This window comes from Candidatus Planktophila lacus (genome assembly GCF_002288385.1).
GTDB classification, from domain to species: Bacteria; Actinomycetota; Actinomycetes; order Nanopelagicales; family Nanopelagicaceae; genus Planktophila; species Planktophila lacus_D.
The window spans coordinates 1,205,161-1,227,064 of record NZ_CP016783.1 but is presented as its reverse complement, the minus strand read 5'-3'; the positions used below and the strand labels follow the sequence as shown (position 1 = coordinate 1,227,064).

The window sequence follows — 21,904 nt, the reverse complement described above, 5'->3', positions numbered from 1 at the left end:
TCTAGGAAAGTGCGCTGCGCATCGGCGCAAATTTAGCGTTGCTCTCAGTTAACTCTTTCTCTGGGTTGGAACCAGCCACAATTCCGCAGCCCGCAAAGACGCGGAGTTCATTTTCAGTAATTTGCCCACAACGAAGTGCGATTCCTAGCTCGCCATCACCGCGTGCATCGAGCCAACCTACTGGTCCGGCATAGCGACCACGTGGCATCCCTTCAATATCTTTAATCAGCTTTGCAGCAATCTCAGTTGGTGTGCCGCAGACAGCGGCAGAGGGATGTAATTTTTCAAGAATTGTAAAAGCATCAATGCTCTTCTTGCTCTCAATTAAAGCACCTGTAACGTCAGTCGCAAGGTGCATAACATTTGCTAAGTGAAGAACAAATGGGGATTCAGGAACGTTTGTGGATGTGCAGAAAGGATCGAGCGCATCTGCAACTGATCTGACTGCATATTCGTGTTCTTCGAGATCTTTAGATGATCGCGCAAGGGATGCCGCTAGCGCCAAATCTCTCTCATCATCGCCGGTTTTACTGATGGTTCCGGCTAAAACGCGTGATGTAACCATGCCGCGAGATAAGCGGAGTAAGAGCTCAGGTGTTGCTCCGATTAAACCGGCCACTGCAAAGATCCATGTAGATGGATACTCGGCACTTAGATTGCGGAGAATTTTCCGTGGATCAATGGCGCGATGTGAGTTAACTTTTAAATCGCGGGCAAGGACAACTTTTTCAAGTTTGGTGCTTTCAATTTCTTTAATCGCTTGCGCAACGCGAATCTGCCACTCAGCTGGGCTTAGTGATCCATCACCCCAGTTGTATTCAGCATCTTCTAAGTACTGTGCGCTTTCCGCGAGTTTCGGCTGAGCTTGATCGCCGATCCATGTGATCCAAGAGCTGCCATTGCGCATTCCGACGACGATTTCGGGAATGACAAGAATTGACTCTTCGTTCTGATCGAAAGAGAAAGAGGTAAAGAGAATTGGACCTGTACCGCTTACGTGAACTGAATCTGAGATCGCTAGTTTTTCTAGCTGCTGATGCCACCAAATGCGAGCATCGTTAAATCTATTTGGGCCACTTACTGATGTGGTTGCGTAAGAGCCCCAACCAACTAAGCCATCGCCGCCGCGAACCCAAGTAACAGGTGCGCTATCTGGAAGTAGCTCCAGCAGCGGTAAGTGCTCGCCCAGGCGCGCAGTAGTAACGGGGATAAGTTGCGGCATAAAAATTTAGTTTATCGATTTAACTTTTGTGAAATCTTGCGCCAAATCAGTGGCAGAGAAGTTGCAGTGATTGCGATCTTCAAAAGTTCGCCGAAAATAAATGGAGTAAGGCCTGCGCTAATTGTTGCTGCCCAAGAAAGATCTAGCGATGTTTTTAACCAGATCAATCCAAAGCCAAAGACAATTGCGCTTCCCAAAGTTAGCGCTGGAAATGAAGTTTTAAATTTCTGATCGGCTTTGCGATCTGCGAGCGCGCCAAGAATAAATGTGGCTACGAGCATTCCGATTAGGTAACCACCAGTTGCACCAGTTAAACGGGCAATACCGTGGCTAGCTGCACCTGTTGCTGCAGCAAAGACTGGAGCTCCTGCAACGCCGGCTAATAAATACGTTGCGAATGTTGCAAATCCAAGACGTGCACCGTAAGTGGTTCCGATTAAATAAACGGCAAGTGTTTGACCTGTTACAGGAACAGGTGAACCTGGCACCGGAACAGCGATTTGTGCCAGAGCTGCGATAAATAGCGTTCCGCCGACGATGAAGGTGGCATGGGTTAGCGCGGTGCTGCGAGGAAAGACCGTTGCCCGAAGTGATCCGGTTGAGATCGACATTTACTTCCCCTTTACGGCTTTGGAGTTGTGAGTGAGCCTACTATTGCGAGAGACTTGGCCTATGTCGCGCGCAAATATGGATAAAAACCCCGATGAAGTCGCCGCAATGTTCGATGGGGTGGCTAAGCGCTATGACCTCGTAAATGATCTGCTCAGCCTGGGCCAAACCAAGGCTTGGCGCCGAGCGACCACAGCGATCATCGCCCCAAAGCCTGGGATGAAGATCTTGGATTTGGCTGCAGGTACGGGATCTAGCTCCGAACCCCTGGCTGCCGCTGGCGCCGACGTTATTCCAGCCGATTTCTCTGAAGGCATGCTGGCAGCTGGCCGTAAAGCCCGCCCGCACCTGCCCTTCACCTTCGCCGATGCCTTAAATCTGCCCTTCGCCGATGGCGAATTCGACGTTGTGACCATCTCTTTCGGTCTGCGAAATACCTCAGATGTGGATAAAGCCCTTGGGGAAGCCCTACGCGTGACCAAAAAGGGTGGCAGGATCGTCATAGCCGAGTTTTCCAGCCCAACTTGGGCACCATTTCGAAAGCTCTATACCAATTACTTAATGCGCGCCCTCCCGGCGATCGCCAAGAAAACCTCTTCTAACCCAGATGCCTATATTTACCTGGCCGAATCGATCCGGGCCTGGCCAAATCAGCAGGCGCTCGCCGCCAAGATCGAGGCCGCGGGATGGAGCCAAGTCGGCTGGCAGAACTTAACTTTCGGGGTTGTTGCAGTTCACAGAGGCGTAAAGGCTTAACGGTCGCGACCACCCCCGTGGCCACCTTAGGATTTCGCTTGTGATCGGTAACCCATATATTCCAATTCTGGCGATTGCCGCCGTTGGTTTTGGGTTCGCAATTTTCTCCCTTGCCGCAGCCGCCGTTACCGGACCTGCTCGTTACAACCGCGCAAAGCTTGAAGCGTACGAGTGCGGAATCGAACCTTCACCGCAAGCAGCACAAGGTGGACGTTTTCCAGTCAAGTACTTTTTAACCGCGATGCTCTTTATCATCTTTGATATTGAAATCGTTTTCTTATATCCATGGGCTGTCACCTTTGATCAACTTGGACTATTTGGTTTAGTCGAAATGGCGATCTTTATCGGAACAGTCTTCGTTGCATTTGCATATGTCTGGCGTCGCGGAGGCCTCGAATGGGATTAGAAGAGAAGTTACCTAGCGGAATTGTTTTAACCTCAGTTGAAAAACTTGCAGGTTACATGCGTAAAAATTCACTCTGGCCAGCAACTTTCGGTTTGGCATGTTGCGCAATTGAGATGATGGCAGCTGGTGCGGGTCGTTATGACTTAGCGCGCTTTGGTATGGAAGTTTTCCGCGCATCCCCACGTCAAGCGGATTTAATGATTGTTGCCGGTCGCGTTTCAAATAAAATGGCCCCAGTACTTCGACAGATTTATGATCAAATGGCAGCGCCAAAGTGGGTTATTGCGATGGGTGCTTGTGCTTCATCCGGTGGAATGTTTAACAACTACGCCATCGTGCAAGGCGTTGACCACGTCGTGCCAGTAGATATTTATCTGCCTGGCTGTCCACCGCGCCCTGAGATGTTGATGGATGCGATTCTTAAATTGCACGATCAGATTTACGACGAAAAACTCGGACCTAACCGCGAAAAAGTTATCAAGGAAGTTGAAGCTGCAGCTATGGCCGCTGTTCCAACCCATCAGTTGAAGGGGTTGTTGGCTTAAATGTCTGATGAGCAACACGGAATGTTTGGTGCTGCCGGCACGGGGGATACCTCGGGTTACGGTGGGCTAGTTCGCGCAACTGCTTCTGCAGGCTCTTCACAGCGCCCATTTGGTGGTTATTTCGATCAGGTTGCCGATGATCTAGAGCGCGCATATCCAGATTTTGCAGATGCTATTGAGCGCGTAGTTGTTGATCGCGGCGAGCTAACACTTCACATAAAGCGCGAGCGTTTAGTAGAAGTTGCACTTATCTTGCGCGATAAATTGAAATTTGAAATGTCGATGGGCGTATCTGGTGTGCACTATCCAGAAGATACCAATCGCGAACTTCACGCGGTTTACCACTTGTTATCAGTGACAAATAACCAACGAATTCGTTTGGAAGTTTCTGTTCCAGATGTCGATCCACACATTCCTTCACTTGTTGAAGTCTGGGCTGGATCTAACTGGAACGAACGCGAAACTTACGACATGTTTGGAATCATCTTTGATGGCCACCCAGGACTTACTCGCATCTTGATGCCAGATGATTGGCAAGGACATCCACAACGTAAGGATTACGCACTTGGCGGAATCGGCGTTGAATACAAGGGCGCTGTTACACCACCTCCATCAGATCGGAGGTCTTACAAGTGAGCACGTACGCAGATCCATATGCATCATCACGCGAAACCACTGAAGGCACTGTCTTCTCGGTAACCGGTGGCGATTGGGATTCACTCGTAACTGAAATTGGTCAGGCGAAAGAAGAGCGCGTAGTTGTAAATATGGGTCCACAGCACCCATCAACACACGGCGTACTTCGCTTGGTTCTAGAACTTGAAGGCGAAACTGTTACTGAAGTTCGTTGCGGAATCGGTTACCTGCACACAGGTATTGAAAAGAACATCGAGTTCCGTAACTGGACTCAGGCCACAACATTTGTAACTCGTATGGATTACTTGGCACCGTTATTTAACGAAGCGGCTTACTGCTTAGGCGTTGAAAAGCTCCTTGGAATCACAGGCGATGTTCCTGAAAAGGCCGACGTTATTCGCGTAATGATGATGGAGTTCAACCGTATCTCTTCACACATGGTTGCCCTTGGCACTGGTGCGCTAGAACTTGGTGCGCTTTCACCAATGATCTTCTGCTTCCGCGAACGTGAAAAAGTTCTAGATATCTTCGAATTTATCTCTGGCTTGCGTATGAATATGGCCTATATCCGCCCAGGCGGTGTTGCTCAGGATCTTCCTGCTGGCACTGTCGAGAAAGTTTTAGCAACGGTAAAAGATCTGCGCCATAGCTTTAAAGATAATGAGAAGTTGCTCGTTGGTAATAGCATCTGGATGAAGCGCACCGAGGGAATTGGTTACCTCGATCTTGCCGGCGCAACGACGCTTGGAGTTACAGGTCCCGTTATCCGCGCAACCGGTTTGCCACTTGATCTGCGCAAGATTCAGCCTTACTCAGGTTACGAAAATTACAAGTTTGATGTTGTCACTGCAGATACCTGCGATGTTTACGGTCGCTTCTTGATTCGTATCAACGAACTAGAACAATCACTTCGCATCATCGAACAATGCGCTGAAAAACTTAAATCACTTGAAGGCGCTCCAGTAATGGTTGCAGATAAGAAGATCGCCTGGCCAGCACAGCTGGCAATTGGCGCAGACGGAATGGGTAACTCGCTTAACCATATCCGCGAAATCATGGGCACATCAATGGAGTCTTTGATCCACCACTTCAAACTTGTTACTGAAGGTTTCCGCGTTCCAGCAGGTCAGGTTTACACAGCAGTTGAATCACCACGTGGCGAACTCGGTGCACACGTTGTCTCTGATGGCGGCACACGCCCTTACCGCGTTCACTTCCGCGAACCATCTTTCAATAACTTGCAATCAACATCTGCAATGTGTGAAGGCTCAATGGTTGCCGACATCATCGGCGCTGTTGCCTCAATCGATCCTGTGATGGGAGGAGTTGACCGCTAATGGCTTACTCACCAGATCAGATCGAAATCATGAATTCGATTATCAAGCGCTACCCACGTAGCCGCTCTGCCATCATGCCTTTGCTCCATTACGTGCAATCACTTGCTGGTTATGTAACAAATGAAGGCATTGAAGAGATTGCCAAGTTGCTTGAATTAGAAACTGCTGAAGTAACTGCTGTTGCAACTTTCTACACCCAGTACAAGCGCCGCCCAGTAGGCGAGTACCACGTTGGTGTTTGCACCAACACTTTGTGCGCAGTTATGGGCGGAGATGCGATATTTGCAGCCCTTAAAGACCACCTCGGCGTTGAAAATGATGGCGTTACCGCTGATGGAAAAGTTTCACTAGAACATATCGAATGCAACGCAGCCTGCGATTACGCACCAGTTGTTATGGCGAACTGGGAGTTCTACGACAACCAGAACGTTGAGACTGCAAAAGATCTAGTTGATTCAATGCGCAAGGGAACACCTAGGCCACCAACACGTGGACCTAACTCTTTGGTTACTTGGAAAGAAGCATCAGCAGTTCTTGCCGGGTTAAGCGATGGAAAAGCCAATGAAGGCTTGCAGGCTGGCGAACCAACACTTCTTGGTTTAAAACTTTCGAAAGAGGGCAAGTAATGACAAAACTAGCTCCAGTTCTTTCTGCACATTGGGATGAGAAAGATTCATTCACAATTGCGGCATACACACGTCACGGTGGATACAAGGCTTCTGCAAAAGCACTTGCTATGGATCCAGATGCAGTTATCCAACTTGTAAAAGATTCTGGACTTCGCGGTCGCGGCGGCGCAGGTTTCCCAACCGGAATGAAGTGGGGCTTTATCCCACAGGGCGATAACAAAGATCATTACCTAGTTGTAAACGCTGACGAATCAGAGCCAGGTACTTGCAAAGACACACCACTTTTGATGGCAAACCCACACGTACTTATTGAAGGCTGCATCATCGCTTGCCATGCAATTCGTGCAAAGCATGCATTTATCTACATCCGCGGTGAAGTTACACATGTGGTTCGTCGTTTAAATCAAGCGATCGAAGATGCTTACAAAGCGGGCCACCTTGGAAAAGGAATCGATGTTGTTCTCCACGTCGGTGCCGGCGCTTACATCTGCGGTGAAGAAACTGCGCTCCTTGATTCACTTGAAGGTTTCCGCGGCCAACCACGTCTGCGTCCACCGTTTCCTGCGATCGCAGGTTTATATGCACGACCAACAGTTGTAAATAACGTCGAATCAATCGCCTCAGTTCCAGCGATCGTTGCAAACGGCGCTGAGTGGTACCAATCAATGGGTACTGAAAAATCAAAGGGAACAACGCTTTACTCACTCTCTGGCCACGTTGTAAATCCTGGTCAATTTGAAGCCCCGCTTGGAATTACCCTTCGCGAAATTCTTGAGATGTCAGGTGGAATTCGCGCTGGACATAAGTTGAAGTTCTGGACACCAGGTGGATCTTCAACACCGCTATTTACAGATCAGCACCTTGATATTCCACTTGATTACGAAGGCGTTGCCGCTGCTGGCTCAATGCTCGGCACTAAAGCGCTACAGATCTTTGATGAAACTACTTGTGTGGTTCGCGCAGTACTGCGTTGGACTGAGTTCTACAAGCACGAGTCATGTGGCAAGTGCACACCATGTCGCGAAGGCACATGGTGGTTGGTTCAGATTCTGCGCGATCTAGAAAACGGCGTGGGTACTGAAGCAGATCTAGCTAAGTTGCTCGATCTCTGCGACAACATCATGGGCCGTTCATTCTGCGCACTTGGTGATGGCGCAACTAGCCCAATCACATCTTCAATCAAATATTTCCGTGACGAATACATCGCCCACTTAACAAACGGTGGATGCCCATTCGATCCAGTTAAATCAACTCTCTTCTCTGGAGCAAACGCATAATGACTACGACTCAAGAGAACACAACCGCGCAAGCAGTAGAACTCATTACCGTTGTTATCGATGGTTTTGAAGTCAGCGTTCCAAAGGGAACCTTGGTTATTCGCGCCGCAGAAAAACTAGGAATTCAGATTCCACGTTTCTGCGATCACCCACTTCTTGATCCAGTTGGCGCTTGTCGTCAATGTTTAGTTGATATCGAAATTAACGGTCGCGCATTTCCAAAGCCACAGGCTTCATGCACGATTCCAGTAGAACCAAATATGATCGTAAAGACTCAACTAACTTCACCAGTTGCTGAAAAAGCACAGCGCGGTGTTATGGAACTTCTCCTTGTTAACCACCCACTTGATTGCCCTGTTTGCGACAAGGGCGGCGAATGTCCATTGCAGAACCAAGCGATGAGCACCGGAAATGGTGAGACTCGCTTCGAAGGCGTAAAGCGCACCTTTGAGAAGCCGGTTGCGATCTCTTCACAGGTTCTGCTCGATCGCGAACGTTGCGTTCTCTGCGCTCGTTGCACACGTTTCTCTGATCAAATTGCTGGCGATCCATTTATTACTCTTAACGAACGCGGTGCACTGCAGCAAGTTGGTATCTACGAGAACCAACCATTCGAGTCCTACTTCTCAGGTAACACCGTGCAGATCTGTCCGGTTGGCGCACTTACCGGGGCTGCTTATCGCTTCCGCGCACGTCCATTCGATTTAGTTTCAACACCATCTGCCTGCGAACATTGCGCATCCGGTTGCGATATGCGCACCGATGTTCGTCGTGGAAAGACTTTACGCCGCCTTGCTGGTGATGATGCCGCAGTTAACGAAGAATGGAACTGCGATAAAGGTCGCTGGGCATTTAAGTATGTAACCGAAGTTGATCGTCTAACAACACCAATGGTTCGTGGCGCCGACGGAGTTCTTGCTCCTGCATCATGGCCAGAAGCAATCGCTGCAGCTGCAGCAGGTCTTAAGGGCAAGCGCGCTGCTGTCCTAGTTGGTGGACGCGCAACTGCAGAAGATGCTTACGGTTACAGCAAGTTTGCGCGTATCGCACTTGGCACAAACGATATTGATTTCCGTGCCCGCGTTTCATCAGATGAAGAACGCGACTTCCTTGGTGCAAAAGTTGTTGGCTCAGCAACTACCTACCGCGATATCGATATTGCAGATCACGTTGTTCTCATTGGCTTTGAACCAGAAGAAGAATCACCAATCGTCTTCCTACGCATCAATAAGCAGGTTCGCAAGCGCGCTCTAAAGGTCAGCGCAGTTGCAACCAAGCTCTCAATTGGCGTTGAAAAGTTGAAGGCTGAATTTATTAAGGTGGCACCAGGATCTGAAGGCGCTGCAGTTTCAGCACTTTCCTTAACTGGTAAGTCAGTCATCTTGGTTGGCGAACGCGCCGCTGAAACCACTGGTCTGCTTTCTGCAGCTTCTGCGTTGGCCCAAAAGTCTGGCGCAAAGCTTGCCTGGATTCCACGTCGCGCAGGCGAACGCGGTGCACTTGAAGCCGGAGCAATCGGCACACTTCTTCCAGGCGGCCGCCCAGTTGCAGATGCTGCAGCACGCGTAGATATCGCAGCAGTTTGGGGAGTTCCAACAATTCCAGCAAATGTAGGTCGCACTACTTCTGAAATTATTGAAAGCCTTGGCAACGGTTCACTTGATGCAGTTGTTGTTGGTGGCGTTGATCCACAAGATATGCCAAATAGCACAGCTGCACTTGCCGCACTTTCCAAGTCTTTTGTTATCTCACTAGAAATTGCACACTCTGCAGTTACCAATGTGGCTGATGTAGTTCTGCCAGTTGCTGCAGTTACAGAAAAATCTGGCTCATTCCTTAACTGGGAAGGCCGCGCACGTGCCTTCGATGCCGCAGTTGCAGATTCACTAAATCGTTCTGATCTTCGCATCTTGTCGGCAATTGCTGATGAAATGGGCGAATCAATCATGCTCGGCACAGTTACCCAAGCAGCGCGTGAGATTTCATCACTCGGTAAATGGGATGGCGCACGCGCAAACTTCGCAACAGTTTCTGCAGCGGGTGCAAATAAGATCTCTGGAAATGAAGCGTTACTTACTTCGTGGCGTCGCTTGTTAGATCTCGGTACTTTGCAAAAGGGCGAGGCAAACTTGGCTGGTACTGCACGTAAATCTGTTGCAGTGATTTCTCCAAAGCGCGCAGAAGCAATGGGCGTTAAAGATGGCGATATTTTGCGAGTCTCTAACTCACACGGATCAATCTCTCTTCCTGCGCTAGTTGAAGATATTCACGATGATGCAGTTTGGGTGCCACGTAACTCATTCGGTACGCAGGTATTGATCTCATTAAATGCTGTTCACGGCGATGTTGTATCGGTGGTGAAGGCATGAATAACGCCCAGTTATTGGTAGATGATCCAGGTTGGATCATCACCCTTAAGGCAGTTATTGTCTTTGCCGTTTGTGTTGTTTTGACGATCATGTCTGTATGGGGCGAACGTCGCATCGTTGCTCGCATGCAGATGCGCGTTGGCCCTAACCGCGTTGGAAAATTCGGCTTAATTCAGGCTCTTGCAGATGGCGTAAAGCTTGCGCTTAAAGAAGATTTGATTCCGGCAGCTGCGGATAAAGTTGTATTTATCATCGCTCCAGTAATCAGCGTTACTGCAGCATTTATGGCCTTTGCGGTAATGCCAATGACTGGTCCAGTTAACTTCTTCGGCGAAGAAACAGTTATGCAGTTAACCGACCTTCCAGTTGGCGTTCTCTACGTTCTTGCCACTGCATCAGTTGGTGTCTACGGAATTGTTCTTGCTGGTTGGTCATCAGGTTCGACTTACCCGCTACTTGGCGGACTTCGTTCAAGTGCTCAGGTAGTTTCTTATGAAATTGCTATGGGCCTCTCACTTGTTTCAGTCTTTATCTACTCCGGATCAATGTCTACATCATCGATTGTTGCCGCGCAGCAGAGCACTTGGTGGTACGGACTTGTTCTCTTCCCATCATTTGTTATCTATGCGATCTCAATGGTTGGCGAAACAAACCGCGCGCCATTCGACCTAGCCGAAGCTGAAGGCGAACTCGTTGGTGGATTCCATACTGAGTATTCATCACTTAAATTCGCACTCTTCTTCTTGGCAGAATATGTAAATATCATCGCTGTTTCAGCGCTAGCAACAACGTTATTCCTTGGTGGTTACCACGCAATTCCAGGTCTGGGCTTTACAGAGCAATGGCTCGGCGGTTGGTTCACACTCGTCTGGTTCTTCTTAAAGGTTCTCTTCTTCTTCTTTGTTTTCGTATGGTTACGTGGAACTCTTCCTCGTTTGCGCTACGACCAATTTATGCAATTCGGTTGGAAAGTCTTGATTCCGGTCTCATTGCTCTGGATCTTGGTCGTTGCAACGCTTCGCCTGATTTCAACTACCAGCCAATCTCGCGTCACCACTTTTATTTTCGCTGGCGTCGTAGTCCTCATCGTTATGGGAATTTCTACAGCGGTTGATGCCTCAAAGAGAAAGCGCGCTGCACATGTTTACCCAGAAGCAGCAGCTCCAAGTTTTGCCGTTCCATCGCTTCCATCCGAGATAACCACAATCAATGTTTCAAATAGTGTTTCAGACAAGGGAGGCGATCGTGGCTGACCAAAACGAATTTCAACCACTCGTAAATAAAGAGAATAAAGATGTAGATATCACCAGCGTTGCCTATGAAAAAGTAGAACAACCTGGTCCAAAGAGTTTGCTCAAACAGGCACAAGGTTTCTGGGTCACCTTCATAACCATGTTTAAGAAGGTTAATACTGTTCAATATCCAGAAGTTAAAGAGCCGACTGCAGAGCGTTTCCACGGTCGCCATCAGTTAAATCGCCACCCAGATGGACTCGAAAAGTGCATTGGTTGTGAACTCTGCGCGTGGGCATGTCCTGCTGATGCGATTTATGTTGAAGGTGCAGATAACACGCCTGATAATCAAATGTCACCAGGAGAGCGTTACGGCAAGGTCTACCAAATTAACTATCTACGTTGTGTTTTCTGCGGGCTTTGTATTGAAGCATGTCCAACTCGTGCGCTAACCATGACAAATGAATACGAGCTAGCAGATTCAACTCGCAGCAAATTGATCTTCGAAAAAGACGATTTACTAGGTCCACTTCGCGCAGGCATGTTGCCACCTCCACATCCAATGTATCCAGGTATGACCGATACCAACTATTACAACGGCGATGTTAAGGAAGCTCATCCCTCACAGGAGCAAAAATAATGGAACCTTTACTAACTATTCAGACGCCAGAGACAGTTCTCTTCTGGTTCTTAGCACCACTTTCAGTTCTTGCTTCACTTGGAATGTTGTTGGTTAAGAAGGCAGTTCATTCAGCGCTATTACTTGCGTGGGTTATGGTCTCGCTCGCAATTTTCTACATCGCACAAGGCGCGCTCTTCCTCGGAATTGTTCAGGTGGTTGTCTACACCGGTGCGGTGATGATGCTCTTCCTCTTTATCTTGATGTTGGTCGGTGTTGATTCATCTGATTCGCTAACCGAGACAATTACTGGACTTCGTCCTATTGCAATCACTGCAGCAGTCGGCTTTGGCGGACTAATGGTTTCACTCCTTGGTCGTGCAACTTTGGGTCGCGAACCAATTGGATTAGATGCTGCAAATGGACCAGGAAATGTGCAAGGACTTGCTGCACTCTTATTCTCAAAGTACGTATGGCCATTTGAAGTTATTTCAGCGCTGCTAATTACCGCAGCAGTTGGCGCAATGGTTCTGGCACATCATCAACGCACAACCCCGCGCCCAACTCAGCGCGAACAATCAGTAAATCGTTTCCGCTCAGATTCTTTAGCAGGCGCTGCTGGACTACCTGGCCCAGGCGTCTTTGCTCGTCACAACGCAGTCGATGTTCCAGCGCTTTTGCCAGATGGAACGCCAGCCCCTTCTTCAATTTCTGCAACGCTTAAGGCGCGTGGAGATGTAATTGATTCAGCCCAGTTCCAACTCGATAACGTTGATACATCAGTTGTGGAGGAGAAGTAATGAGCCTCGATAACTATCTCTACCTTTCCGCGATTCTATTTACCATCGGCGCCGTTGGCGTAGTCGTTCGCCGCAACGCAATCGTTGTCTTTATGTGTATTGAGCTAATGCTCAACGCAGCAAATCTTTCACTAGTAACTTTCTCAAGAATCAACGGAACTCTAGATGGTCAAGTAGTTGCCTTCTTCACGATGGTTGTTGCAGCCTGTGAAGTAGTAGTTGGCCTTGCGATCATCGTCACGATCTACCGTTCACGCCGATCAGCATCTATCGATGATGCTAGTTTGTTGAAGCGATAAACATGGCTACCAATAACGGTCTCGTTTATTTAATCGCGCTTCCACTCTTTGGCGCACTTGCCCTGCTGCTTCTTGGACGTAAGGCTGATAAGTGGGGACACCTACTTGCTACTGCGATGTCTGCTGGATCATTTGCAGTTGGTTTAATTCAACTTTCACAGATGCTTGATCGCGAAGCAGAGCTTCGCCCGGTGACGCAGAAGCTCTTTACTTGGATCAGCGTTGGAAGTTTTAACGTTGATGCATCGCTCTTGCTAGATCAGTTATCGATCTGCTTTGTACTGCTAATCACCGGCGTTGGAACTTTGATTCATATCTATTCCATCTCATATATGTCTCACGACAAAGATCGCCGTCGTTTCTTTGCATACCTAAACCTCTTTATCGCAGCGATGTTGCTCTTGGTGCTCGGTGACTCATACCTAAACCTCTATGTTGGTTGGGAAGGCGTAGGACTTGCCTCTTATCTATTGATCGGTTTCTGGAATCAAAAACCAGCATATGCAACTGCTTCTAAGAAGGCATTTGTCATGAACCGTATCGGCGATATGGGGCTTTCCTTTGCGATCATGATCGCCTTTGCCACATTAGGCACCGTTTCATTTAGCGGAGTAAAAGAACAATCACATCATGCATCTGAAGCAGCGATGACTGCCATCGGAGTTATGTTGTTGGTTGCGGCAGTCGGAAAGTCTGCGCAATTCCCATTGCAGGCATGGCTCGGCGATGCGATGGCAGGCCCAACTCCAGTTTCTGCGTTGATCCACGCCGCAACCATGGTTACTGCCGGCGTTTATCTCATCGTTCGCTCAAACTTTGTATTTGATGCTGCGCCAACCGCGCAACTTCTCGTCGTTATCGTTGGTGCAATCACTCTCTTGTTCGGTGCCATTATCGGTATGGCTAAAGATGACATCAAGAAAGCACTTGCTGCTTCAACGATGTCTCAGATCGGTTACATGATCTTGGCATCAGGCCTTGGACCTGCCGGTTACGCATTTGCAATCATGCACTTACTTACCCACGGATTCTTTAAAGCCGGAATGTTCCTTGGCGCAGGTTCGGTAATGCATGGCATGAACGATGAAGTAAATATGCGCAAATATGGTGGACTGCGTAAATTTATGCCGATCACATTTGTGACCTTTGGTCTTGGCTACTTAGCAATTATCGGGGTTCCACCATTCGCTGGTTTTTACTCCAAAGATATGATTATTGAAACGGCGCTAAATGCCGGTGGTGCAAAGGGAATTATTCTTGGTTCAGTCACGCTCTTAGGTGCAGCGATCACCGCCTTCTATATGACGCGTGTAATGATCTTGACCTTTACAAGTCCAAAGCGTTGGGACGATAACCAACATCCACATGAATCACCTGCTTTGATGTGGGCACCGATGGTGATCCTTTCAATCGGCTCAGTTATTTCAGGTTATCTGCTCTATCGTGGAAAAGCCTTTAAGCATTGGCTTGAGCCACTCTTTGAAGAACATGGTGAGCACACCGAGCTACTGCCTCCAATTGTTGTCTCCGGTCTTGCTCTCACAATGGTTGCAATTGGTGTTGCAATCGCAGTTATCAAATACCAACTCTCTGAAATTGATAACGTGGCACCAGAGAAAGTCTCTATCTTTACTCGCATCGCACGTCGCGACTTGCTACAAGATGATGTAAACGAAGCGCTCTTTATGCGACCAGGACAAGCGTTAACTTCTGCCCTAGTCAAGATTGATGGCTCAGTTGTTGATGGCGCAGTTCGCGGTGTTGGAAAGATGGCGCTCGGCTCTGGTTCTGCGCTCCGCGAAACTCAGACAGGTTTTGTTCGTAGCTATGCAGTTCTAATCTTGATCGGCGCAGCAGCGCTAATCGCGGCAATTTGGGTGGTAACAACGTGAACCTGGCAGATATGAACATCCTCTCTTTCTTGATGCTGCTGCCGCTGATTGGTACCGCTTTCATCGCGCTAGCTCCTAAGACAAACGTTCTTTTAACTAAACAGATCGCACTTGTGACCACAATATTGGTTGCTCTTGTTGGCATTTACATGACGATCTCCTTTGACTTCAACGCTAATGGTTTTCAATTCGTAGAATCTCGCGAATGGATTCCTGCCTTTGGTATCAAATATGCACTTGGCGTCGATGGCATTGCCCTCGTATTGATCTTGATGTCTGTTCTCTTAACTCCAATTGTTGTAGTTGCGGGATGGAATGAATCTGAAGGCGGACGTTGGAGCCCTAAGGTCTTCTACTCACTACTTCTAGTACTTGAAACAATGATGATCGGCGTCTTTGCTTCAACTGACGTCTTCTTGTTCTACGTCTTCTTTGAAGCGATGTTGGTTCCGGTTTACTTCTTAATTGGTGGTTTTGGTTCCGGCGAACGCGCTGCCGCAGCAGTTAAATTCTTGCTCTACAGCCTTTTTGGTGGCTTGCTGATGCTCGCCTCAATTATCGGTATCTATGTCATGGCAACTCGCTACGGCAACCGCACCTTCGATATAACAACTCTTTCGGGGCTGCACACAGTTCTAACACCAATGATGGAGAACGTCTTATTCCTTGGATTCTTTATCGCATTTGCGATCAAGGCTCCGCTCTGGCCGCTACATACATGGCTACCAGATGCTGCAAAGTCAGCGACCCCTGGAACTTCAGTATTGCTCTTAGGTGTTCTCGATAAGGTCGGAACATTCGGAATGATCCGTTATTGCTTAACTCTCTTTCCAGAGGCAAGTAAGACATTTACTCCGATGATTATTACCTTGGCAGTTATCTCCATTCTCTACGGTGCATTCCTTGCAATTGGCGCCAAAGACATCAAGCGCTTGATCGCATATACCTCGATTTCTCACTTCGGATTTATCACCATGGGAATCTTCGCGATGACTTCGCAAGGTATGTCTGGTTCAACGCTGTACATGTTTAACCACGGATTCTCAACAGCAGCGCTCTTCTTAGTTGCTGGATTTATGATCACTCGCCGTAACTCATCAACAATCTCTGATTTCGGTGGACTACAACGCGTCACACCAATCATGGCTTGGTCATTCTTCATCGCAGGTCTATCGAGCTTGGCGCTGCCGGGTCTTTCTAGCTTCGTTAGCGAATTCCTCGTTCTAGTTGGAACCTTTACGCGATATCCAGTTGCAGCGGTTATCGCTACCTTCGGTATCGTCTTAGCGGCTCTATACATTTTGATTCCGGTACAACGCGCGCTCCATGGCCCAACAACTCCGGGCAATGAGAATTTAAGCGATCTAACTCTGCGCGAAAAAATTGCGATCGCACCAGTTATCGCAACGATCGTTGTGCTTGGTTTCTACCCATCACCGTTGTTAAACATCATTAATCCAGCATCGCAGACCATCATTTCGCAACAAGGATTTAGCGATCCAGCGCCAACCACGAGTGAGGGCAAGTAATGATTGAATTCGTATCTCCAACCCTTGATTACGCACTTCTTGCACCGATTCTGATCGTGCTTGGTGGCGCAGTTCTCGGCGTGCTCATCGAAGCCTTTGCTCCTCGTAAATCACGCGCTTCATCACAACTATTTATTACTCTGGCAACTTTGGTTCTATCGCAAGTGGCATCGTTAATTCGTGTGCGCGATCGTTCCTCATCAGCGGCTGCGATGGAGTCAGTCACCTTCGATGGCGCAGGTATGTTGATTCAAGGTTCCATACTTCTTATTTCAATTATTGCGGTCTTTTTGCTTGCAGATCAAGAGAACTTCACCGCGCTGGCTGCTGCTCTTCCAGGATCAGATGAAGAACGTGCATCACTGCAGCAAGATCTAAGAGTCACCGAGATCTACCCACTGACCCTCTTTGCAGTTGCGGGCATGATGCTCTTTCCAGTTGCTACAGATTTAATTACGCTCTTTGTGGCGCTAGAAGTTCTCTCACTTCCACTTTATCTATTGGCTGGTCTATCGCGCCGTCGCCGTTTGATGTCGCAAGAGGCAGCGCTTAAATACTTCTTGCTCGGCGCTTTCGCATCAGCGTTCTTCCTGATGGGTATCGCATATCTTTACGGCTATTCATCATCAGTTACCTTCGCTGGAATCCACTCAGCGGTAATCGGTGGAAGCGGAAACGATATTTATCTACTTCTCGGAATCGCATTTATCTCAATCGGACTTCTCTTTAAAGTTGGCGCAGTTCCGTTCCACGCTTGGTCGCCAGATGTTTACCAGGGCGCACCAACTGCAGTTACCGCCCTTATGGCAGCTGCCACCAAAGTTGCCGCATTCGGTGCAATGCTCCGTATCTTCTATGTTTCATTCGCTGAGGCTTACTGGCAATGGCGTCCAGCGATTATCGCAATTGCACTTATAACAATGGTCTTTGGCTCACTTGTTGCAATCGCACAGCGCGATATAAAGCGCATGCTCGCTTACTCATCTATCGCCCATGCAGGGTTTTTGCTCTCAGGTGTAGTTGCATTAAGCAAATCAGGTTTGGAATCTTCAATCTTCTATCTCTTCGCATATGGAATTGCCACAGTAGGTGCTTTCGGAATCGTGACTCTAGTTCGCGATTCAGCTGGTGAAGTTACCGATCTAAATCGCTGGAGCGGTCTAGGAAAGCGTTCTCCTTGGGTTGCCACAGCTTTCGCTGGTTTCTTACTGGCCTTTGCTGGAATTCCGCTAACGAGCGGATTTATCGGAAAGTTCTCGATCTTCTCAGCTGCCTACGAAAGTGGATCAACAGCAATTTTGATTACCGGCGTTCTTTCATCAGCGATCGCAGCCTTCTTCTATATCCGCGTAATTGTTCTGATGTTCTTTAAAGATCCAGTCGAAGATGGCACTAGCGTTGTGATTCCTTCAATCTATACACAGATCACAATCACGGTATCTGCATTAGCAACATTCGCACTCGGAATCTACCCAACTCCTTTGATTAACTTTATTCAAAGCTCAGCTACATTCCTTCGCTAATGTCATCATTCGGCATTCCTGATCTTGATCCCGCACTTGAGGCAGATCTTGCTACAGGTATGCAAGGCGTTGAACATTTACTGCGTGAACACATCAAAGGTGATTACCCACTAGTTGAAGAAACCTCTCGCCACCTAGTTGCTGCCGGTGGCAAGCGATTGCGCCCGCTATTAACTCTTATCTCATCTCACTTTGGTGATCCAACGCGCAAGGAAGTAATTCCCGCAGCGGTGGTCTGTGAATTAACGCATCTGGCAACGCTTTATCACGATGATGTAATGGATGAAGCGCCACTTCGTCGCGGTGTAGAAAGTGCGAATAATCGTTGGGGAAATACCATCGCAATTTTGACCGGTGATTATCTTTTCTCTAAGGCATCAGATCTACTTGCTGACTTAGGCCCGGAAGCAGTTCGCCTGCAAGCGCGAACTTTCGAGCGTTTAGTTATTGGTCAGATTATGGAGACCCAAGGTCCGCAGAATGGTGAAGATCCACTCGCACATTATCTGCGCGTTGTGGGGGATAAGACTGGCTCGCTTATTGCAACTAGTGCGCGCTTTGGTGCACTTCTCTCGGGAGCACCGCGTGAAACCGTTGAAACGCTAACTAAATTTGGCGAACAGATCGGTATCGCATTCCAACTGGCTGATGATGTAATCGACATCGCAAGCGAATCTAGCCAATCTGGAAAAACTCCAGGAACGGATCTACGTGAAGGCGTTCCTACTCTTGTAACTTTAAATGTTATGGCTTCAAATAAAGCTGAAGATGCCGAACTTAAAGAGCTATTGAGTGCACCTATTCATGATGAAGTTGTAGTGCAGCAAGTTCTTCGCGCTCTTCGCACCCATGATGGCTTGCAGCAAGCCCGCCAACAGCTTGGAAACGTTGCTAAAGATGCGCGCACCGCACTTGGCCCGCTGCCACTAAATTCAGCAACTAGCGCTTTATTCTCGCTATGCGATGCTGTTGTCGACAGATCTGCCTGATTTTAAAAGATCCGTTGCCAGCGTCATTAGCGCTAACCAGATAAAGATAAATCCCACCCAACGAGCAGTAGGCATCGCTTCATGGTTTACCCAAACACCGATCGAAAATTGAATCGTCGGAGTTATATATTGCAAGAGTCCGATCGTTGAATATGGAAGTCGTGTAGTAGAACCGTTAAATAACAGCAAAGGAATCGCAGTTACTGCGCCTGCGCTAATCAAGAGAATGGTTAGACCTGCGCCATTGCCAAACTGTCCTTCGCCCTTAGATCCGATAAAGATGAGATAACCGCAGTAAGGAATAAAGGCGATCATCGTTTCAATCGCTAGGCCTTCGAGCGCACCAAGCCCAAGTTGTTTCTTAACAAGTCCGTAAGTTCCCCAGGAAAGAGCAAGCCCCAAAGCAACCCAAGGCAGACGACCGTAATCAACGGTAAGGATAATTACTCCAACTGTTGCAATTGAAACTGCTACCCATTGAAGCCGGCGCATCTTCTCTTTCAGCAAAATCACACCGAAGGCAATGATGATCAGTGGGTTTATGTAATAACCAAGCGAAGCCTCGACAACGTGCCCGTTATTGGTTGCCCAGATATAAATCAGCCAGTTAATTGAGATAAGAATTGAGGCAAGAAATAACTTGATTGCCACCTTTGGCCGGCGGAATGTGGCTAAGGTCGATTTAAGGGCGTGGGTAATGGCCAGAACAATTACACAGAAGATCAAAGTCCAGACAGCGCGGTGCGAAACTATTTCAAGTGGGTTAGCAGGCTCGAGCAGCGGCCAATAGAGAGGAAACATTCCCCACAAGACATATGCGCTAACCCCATATATGAGGCCAAGCTTCTGCTTTTTCAATTAACGGAAATTCACAAATTGAACTGCGAACTCCCACTTACCTTCTTTGATCATCGCCATCGTGGCTTGCAGGTCGTCACGGCTCTTACTAGTGACGCGTAGTTCATCACCTTGGATCTGAGATTTAACTGACTTTGGACCCTCATCACGTAAAAACTTAGCGATCTTCTTTGCATTCTCTGTAGAGATACCTTCTTTAAGCGGGCAAGAGATCTTGTAGATCTTTCCAGAAAGTTGTGGCTCGCCTGGATCAATATGCTTAAGTGAAACCCCGCGCTTAATCATTTTATCTTTGATGACGTCGAGAGTTGCCTTAGCGCGTTCTTCGGTATCAGCTTCAATATTTATCTTTTCGCCGGCCATTTCAATTTTTGCGCCGGTATTTTTAAAATCAAAGCGCGTGTCAATCTCGCGGATCGCTTGGTTGATCGCGTTATCAAGCTCCATACGATCAATCTTTGAAACTACATCGAAACTGCTATCAGCCATGGGGCCCTCCTAAAAGCGGTGAAGATCACTTTGAATAGCGCTAGGTTATCGCGCTTAGAAGGATTAATAAAGTTTATGCGAAGTAGAATTGATCCATGCGCTTACGACAGATTATCGCTTTAGCGGGAGCCATTTTCCTTGCATTTTTGGCATCTCCAGCGCCAGCGCACACAGTGCTAGTTAACTCAATTCCTCAGAGTGAATCAGTGATTAATTCGCTTCCACCAGAAGCGACTATCACCTTTGCAGAAGAGTTGATTGCTATTGGAGATTCGAATTCAATAAAGGTTTTTGACTCCACCAATAATGATGTAAGCCAAGGTAAGGTTTTAGTTGCTGGTCCAACGCTTACTAAAGCGCTAAAAACAATCGATAAAACTGGAGAATTTAGAGTCGAGTATCGTGCAGTGGCTGCTGATGGGCATGTGATTGAGGGCGAATTTACTTTCACAGTTGAAGCATCGTCAGTAACAACTTCAGAGATTAAATCTGAACCTATAACCACTTCACCATCTCCTTCAGGTAATAAAATTTCTATCTATCTAATTCTTAGCGCTACTGCGATTGTTGGTGGCTTACTAATCTTGATTTTTATCTGGAAAAAGCGGGCAAAATAGCCGATTACCCCTCGCTAAATATTTGAGGTAATCTTGCGCCCGCCGTAAAAGAATGACCCTGGCGGGTTGCCCGAGCGGCCAATGGGAGGGGACTGTAAATCCCCCGGCTCTGCCTTCGAAGGTTCAAATCCTTCACCCGCCACCAGTAACGCCTATTTTGCTCACTTTTTCTTATGAGCCCAAAGTTGTAGCATCCTTACCATGAGCGCATTTAATCTTCGGATCCAACCAGTACGAGATTTAATGGCTGAAAAAGGGCTTGATGCATTTGTGCTCCGCCGTAATCCAAATCTGGCTTGGGCCATTTCTGGACGAGCACATGTTCCAACAACTATCGATGCGGCGTGTTTTGATTTAATCATTACAAAAGATTCAGCTGTTGCAATAACAAATGTTGTCGAGGCGCCACGATTAATTGCTGAAGAGTTTCCTGCAGAAGTTTCAGTACAAACCGTGCCGTGGTCACAAGGACGCGATCCGTTATTGCCAACAGGAGCAAAAGTTGGTTCTGATCAACCTGGTGGTGACAGAGTTGATCTAGGCGTTGAGATCGAGATTATTCGCGGCTCACTTATTGCAGATGATGTAGAACGCTTTAAGAAGATCTGCCTGGAAGCCGCATCAGCTCTAGGAAGCGCTATGAAAGAGGTAAAAAGTAGCGATCGAGAAATCGATGTGGCAGCGCTAATAACTAGTTCCTTATGGCGCTCTAATTTAGAGATCGCATTTCTAGGCGTTGCCGGCCAAGAGCGAGTCACCAAGTTTCGCCATCCACTACCGACCTCAACGCCAATTGGAGACCGTGTCTCGGCCTCAATATGCGCAAAACATAAGGGGCTAATCGCATCAATAACCAGAATTGTCAGTTTTGGGCAGTTATCTCAAGAGGAGATAAACGGCTACGAATCAATATTTAAAGTTGAGGCGGCGATGTTCGATGCCACTGTGGTTGGTCGGCCTTTCTCAGATCCAATAAATGCTGCGATCGCTGCTTACCCGCTAAATGGTTTCGATAAGGATGAGTGGCAGAACCATCACCAAGGTGGGCCAACCGGCTTCCTTCCTCGTGATTGGCCAGCAAATCAGGGAACAACCAGATTGATTGCGCACAACCAACCGATCGCATGGAACCCAACGGGTACAGGCTGGAAGGCTGAGGATACGATCTTGGCGACCAAGTCGGGGGTTGAGGTACTTACCAACGATCCGAATTGGCCCGCTTTTGAGGTCAATGGTCGGACCAGACCCTTCATCCTTCAAAGATAACCCCA

The 21,904-nt window shown here is 48.0% G+C and carries 22 protein-coding genes and 1 tRNA gene; 19 read left to right on the top strand and 4 right to left on the bottom strand.

The window, feature by feature from the left end:
• Position 1: 1 nt before the first annotated feature.
• On the bottom strand, positions 2-1,222 hold the full coding sequence (locus tag A1sIIB60_RS06220) for an isochorismate synthase (RefSeq protein ID WP_095689496.1): 1,221 nt from the start codon (positions 1,220-1,222) through the stop codon (positions 2-4).
• 11 nt (positions 1,223-1,233) lie between these two features.
• Positions 1,234-1,833 carry a biotin transporter BioY gene (locus A1sIIB60_RS06215; protein WP_095689495.1) on the bottom strand — a complete coding sequence of 200 codons (600 nt, stop codon included), beginning with the start codon at positions 1,831-1,833 and terminating at the stop codon, positions 1,234-1,236.
• 61 nt (positions 1,834-1,894) lie between these two features.
• On the opposite strand from A1sIIB60_RS06215, the gene A1sIIB60_RS06210 reads away from it, so the two are divergent.
• The 16 genes from A1sIIB60_RS06210 (at position 1,895) to A1sIIB60_RS06135 (ending at position 18,669) form a co-directional block, all read left to right on the top strand.
• Complete coding sequence (locus A1sIIB60_RS06210) at positions 1,895-2,587, top strand: demethylmenaquinone methyltransferase (RefSeq protein ID WP_095689494.1); 693 nt, start codon at positions 1,895-1,897, stop codon at positions 2,585-2,587.
• A 40-nt stretch (positions 2,588-2,627) separates the two neighbouring features.
• Positions 2,628-2,993 carry an NADH-quinone oxidoreductase subunit A gene (locus tag A1sIIB60_RS06205; protein ID WP_190279202.1) on the top strand — a complete coding sequence of 122 codons (366 nt, stop codon included), beginning with the start codon at positions 2,628-2,630 and terminating at the stop codon, positions 2,991-2,993.
• The gene (locus A1sIIB60_RS06200; protein WP_095671593.1) at positions 2,984-3,538 is read left to right on the top strand and encodes a NuoB/complex I 20 kDa subunit family protein; all 555 of its coding nucleotides are present in this window, start codon (positions 2,984-2,986) and stop codon (positions 3,536-3,538) included. The genes A1sIIB60_RS06205 and A1sIIB60_RS06200 overlap by 10 nt, the downstream gene beginning before the upstream one ends.
• Entirely contained in the window at positions 3,539-4,174 is a 636-nt protein-coding gene (locus A1sIIB60_RS06195; protein WP_095671592.1) for an NADH-quinone oxidoreductase subunit C, read from the top strand. It abuts the gene before it with no gap.
• The gene (locus A1sIIB60_RS06190) at positions 4,171-5,511 is read left to right on the top strand and encodes an NADH-quinone oxidoreductase subunit D (protein WP_095677683.1); all 1,341 of its coding nucleotides are present in this window, start codon (positions 4,171-4,173) and stop codon (positions 5,509-5,511) included. Before A1sIIB60_RS06195 ends, A1sIIB60_RS06190 begins: the two co-directional genes overlap by 4 nt.
• On the top strand, positions 5,511-6,137 hold the full coding sequence (gene nuoE, locus A1sIIB60_RS06185) for an NADH-quinone oxidoreductase subunit NuoE (RefSeq protein ID WP_095689493.1): 627 nt from the start codon (positions 5,511-5,513) through the stop codon (positions 6,135-6,137). Before A1sIIB60_RS06190 ends, nuoE begins: the two co-directional genes overlap by 1 nt.
• Positions 6,137-7,417 (top strand): NADH-quinone oxidoreductase subunit NuoF, encoded by a 1,281-nt coding sequence (gene nuoF / locus A1sIIB60_RS06180; RefSeq protein ID WP_095689492.1) that lies wholly within the window; start codon positions 6,137-6,139, stop codon positions 7,415-7,417. Before nuoE ends, nuoF begins: the two co-directional genes overlap by 1 nt.
• Entirely contained in the window at positions 7,417-9,786 is a 2,370-nt protein-coding gene (locus A1sIIB60_RS06175) for an NADH-quinone oxidoreductase subunit G (protein WP_095689491.1), read from the top strand. Before nuoF ends, A1sIIB60_RS06175 begins: the two co-directional genes overlap by 1 nt.
• Positions 9,783-11,039 carry an NADH-quinone oxidoreductase subunit NuoH gene (gene nuoH / locus A1sIIB60_RS06170; protein WP_095689490.1) on the top strand — a complete coding sequence of 419 codons (1,257 nt, stop codon included), beginning with the start codon at positions 9,783-9,785 and terminating at the stop codon, positions 11,037-11,039. The genes A1sIIB60_RS06175 and nuoH overlap by 4 nt, the downstream gene beginning before the upstream one ends.
• Before the next feature lie 97 nt (positions 11,040-11,136).
• A complete protein-coding gene (gene nuoI, locus A1sIIB60_RS06165) occupies positions 11,137-11,658 on the top strand; it encodes an NADH-quinone oxidoreductase subunit NuoI (RefSeq protein ID WP_420021916.1) in 522 nt (173 codons plus the stop codon).
• Positions 11,658-12,437 (top strand): NADH-quinone oxidoreductase subunit J, encoded by a 780-nt coding sequence (locus A1sIIB60_RS06160; RefSeq protein ID WP_095671585.1) that lies wholly within the window; start codon positions 11,658-11,660, stop codon positions 12,435-12,437. Before nuoI ends, A1sIIB60_RS06160 begins: the two co-directional genes overlap by 1 nt.
• Positions 12,437-12,736: an NADH-quinone oxidoreductase subunit NuoK gene (nuoK, locus tag A1sIIB60_RS06155; RefSeq protein WP_095677677.1), complete on the top strand. Its 300-nt coding sequence runs from the start codon at positions 12,437-12,439 to the stop codon at positions 12,734-12,736. The genes A1sIIB60_RS06160 and nuoK overlap by 1 nt, the downstream gene beginning before the upstream one ends.
• Before the next feature lie 2 nt (positions 12,737-12,738).
• Positions 12,739-14,628, top strand: a complete 1,890-nt coding sequence (gene nuoL, locus A1sIIB60_RS06150) for an NADH-quinone oxidoreductase subunit L (protein WP_095689489.1) — start codon at positions 12,739-12,741, stop codon at positions 14,626-14,628.
• A gap of 11 nt (positions 14,629-14,639) precedes the next feature.
• On the top strand, positions 14,640-16,157 hold the full coding sequence (locus tag A1sIIB60_RS06145; RefSeq protein WP_095689655.1) for an NADH-quinone oxidoreductase subunit M: 1,518 nt from the start codon (positions 14,640-14,642) through the stop codon (positions 16,155-16,157).
• A complete protein-coding gene (nuoN, locus tag A1sIIB60_RS06140) occupies positions 16,157-17,680 on the top strand; it encodes an NADH-quinone oxidoreductase subunit NuoN (protein WP_095689488.1) in 1,524 nt (507 codons plus the stop codon). Before A1sIIB60_RS06145 ends, nuoN begins: the two co-directional genes overlap by 1 nt.
• Positions 17,680-18,669: a polyprenyl synthetase family protein gene (locus A1sIIB60_RS06135; RefSeq protein WP_095689487.1), complete on the top strand. Its 990-nt coding sequence runs from the start codon at positions 17,680-17,682 to the stop codon at positions 18,667-18,669. The genes nuoN and A1sIIB60_RS06135 overlap by 1 nt, the downstream gene beginning before the upstream one ends.
• On the opposite strand, the gene rarD is transcribed toward A1sIIB60_RS06135, so the two are convergent.
• Together rarD and A1sIIB60_RS06125 are read right to left on the bottom strand one after the other, a co-directional pair.
• Positions 18,637-19,527 carry an EamA family transporter RarD gene (gene rarD, locus A1sIIB60_RS06130; protein WP_095689486.1) on the bottom strand — a complete coding sequence of 297 codons (891 nt, stop codon included), beginning with the start codon at positions 19,525-19,527 and terminating at the stop codon, positions 18,637-18,639. The genes A1sIIB60_RS06135 and rarD overlap by 33 nt on opposite strands.
• Positions 19,528-20,016 (bottom strand): YajQ family cyclic di-GMP-binding protein, encoded by a 489-nt coding sequence (locus A1sIIB60_RS06125; protein WP_095671580.1) that lies wholly within the window; start codon positions 20,014-20,016, stop codon positions 19,528-19,530.
• A gap of 95 nt (positions 20,017-20,111) precedes the next feature.
• Between A1sIIB60_RS06125 and A1sIIB60_RS06120 the strand changes: the two genes are divergently transcribed.
• The 3 genes from A1sIIB60_RS06120 to A1sIIB60_RS06110 all read left to right on the top strand — a co-directional run bounded on the left by A1sIIB60_RS06120 (position 20,112) and on the right by A1sIIB60_RS06110 (position 21,899).
• Entirely contained in the window at positions 20,112-20,633 is a 522-nt protein-coding gene (locus A1sIIB60_RS06120; protein WP_095689485.1) for a copper resistance CopC family protein, read from the top strand.
• 60 nt (positions 20,634-20,693) lie between these two features.
• Positions 20,694-20,778: transfer RNA gene (locus A1sIIB60_RS06115), tRNA-Tyr, on the top strand.
• Between the two features lie 56 nt (positions 20,779-20,834).
• Positions 20,835-21,899 carry a M24 family metallopeptidase gene (locus tag A1sIIB60_RS06110; protein WP_095689484.1) on the top strand — a complete coding sequence of 355 codons (1,065 nt, stop codon included), beginning with the start codon at positions 20,835-20,837 and terminating at the stop codon, positions 21,897-21,899.
• Positions 21,900-21,904: the final 5 nt, after the last annotated feature.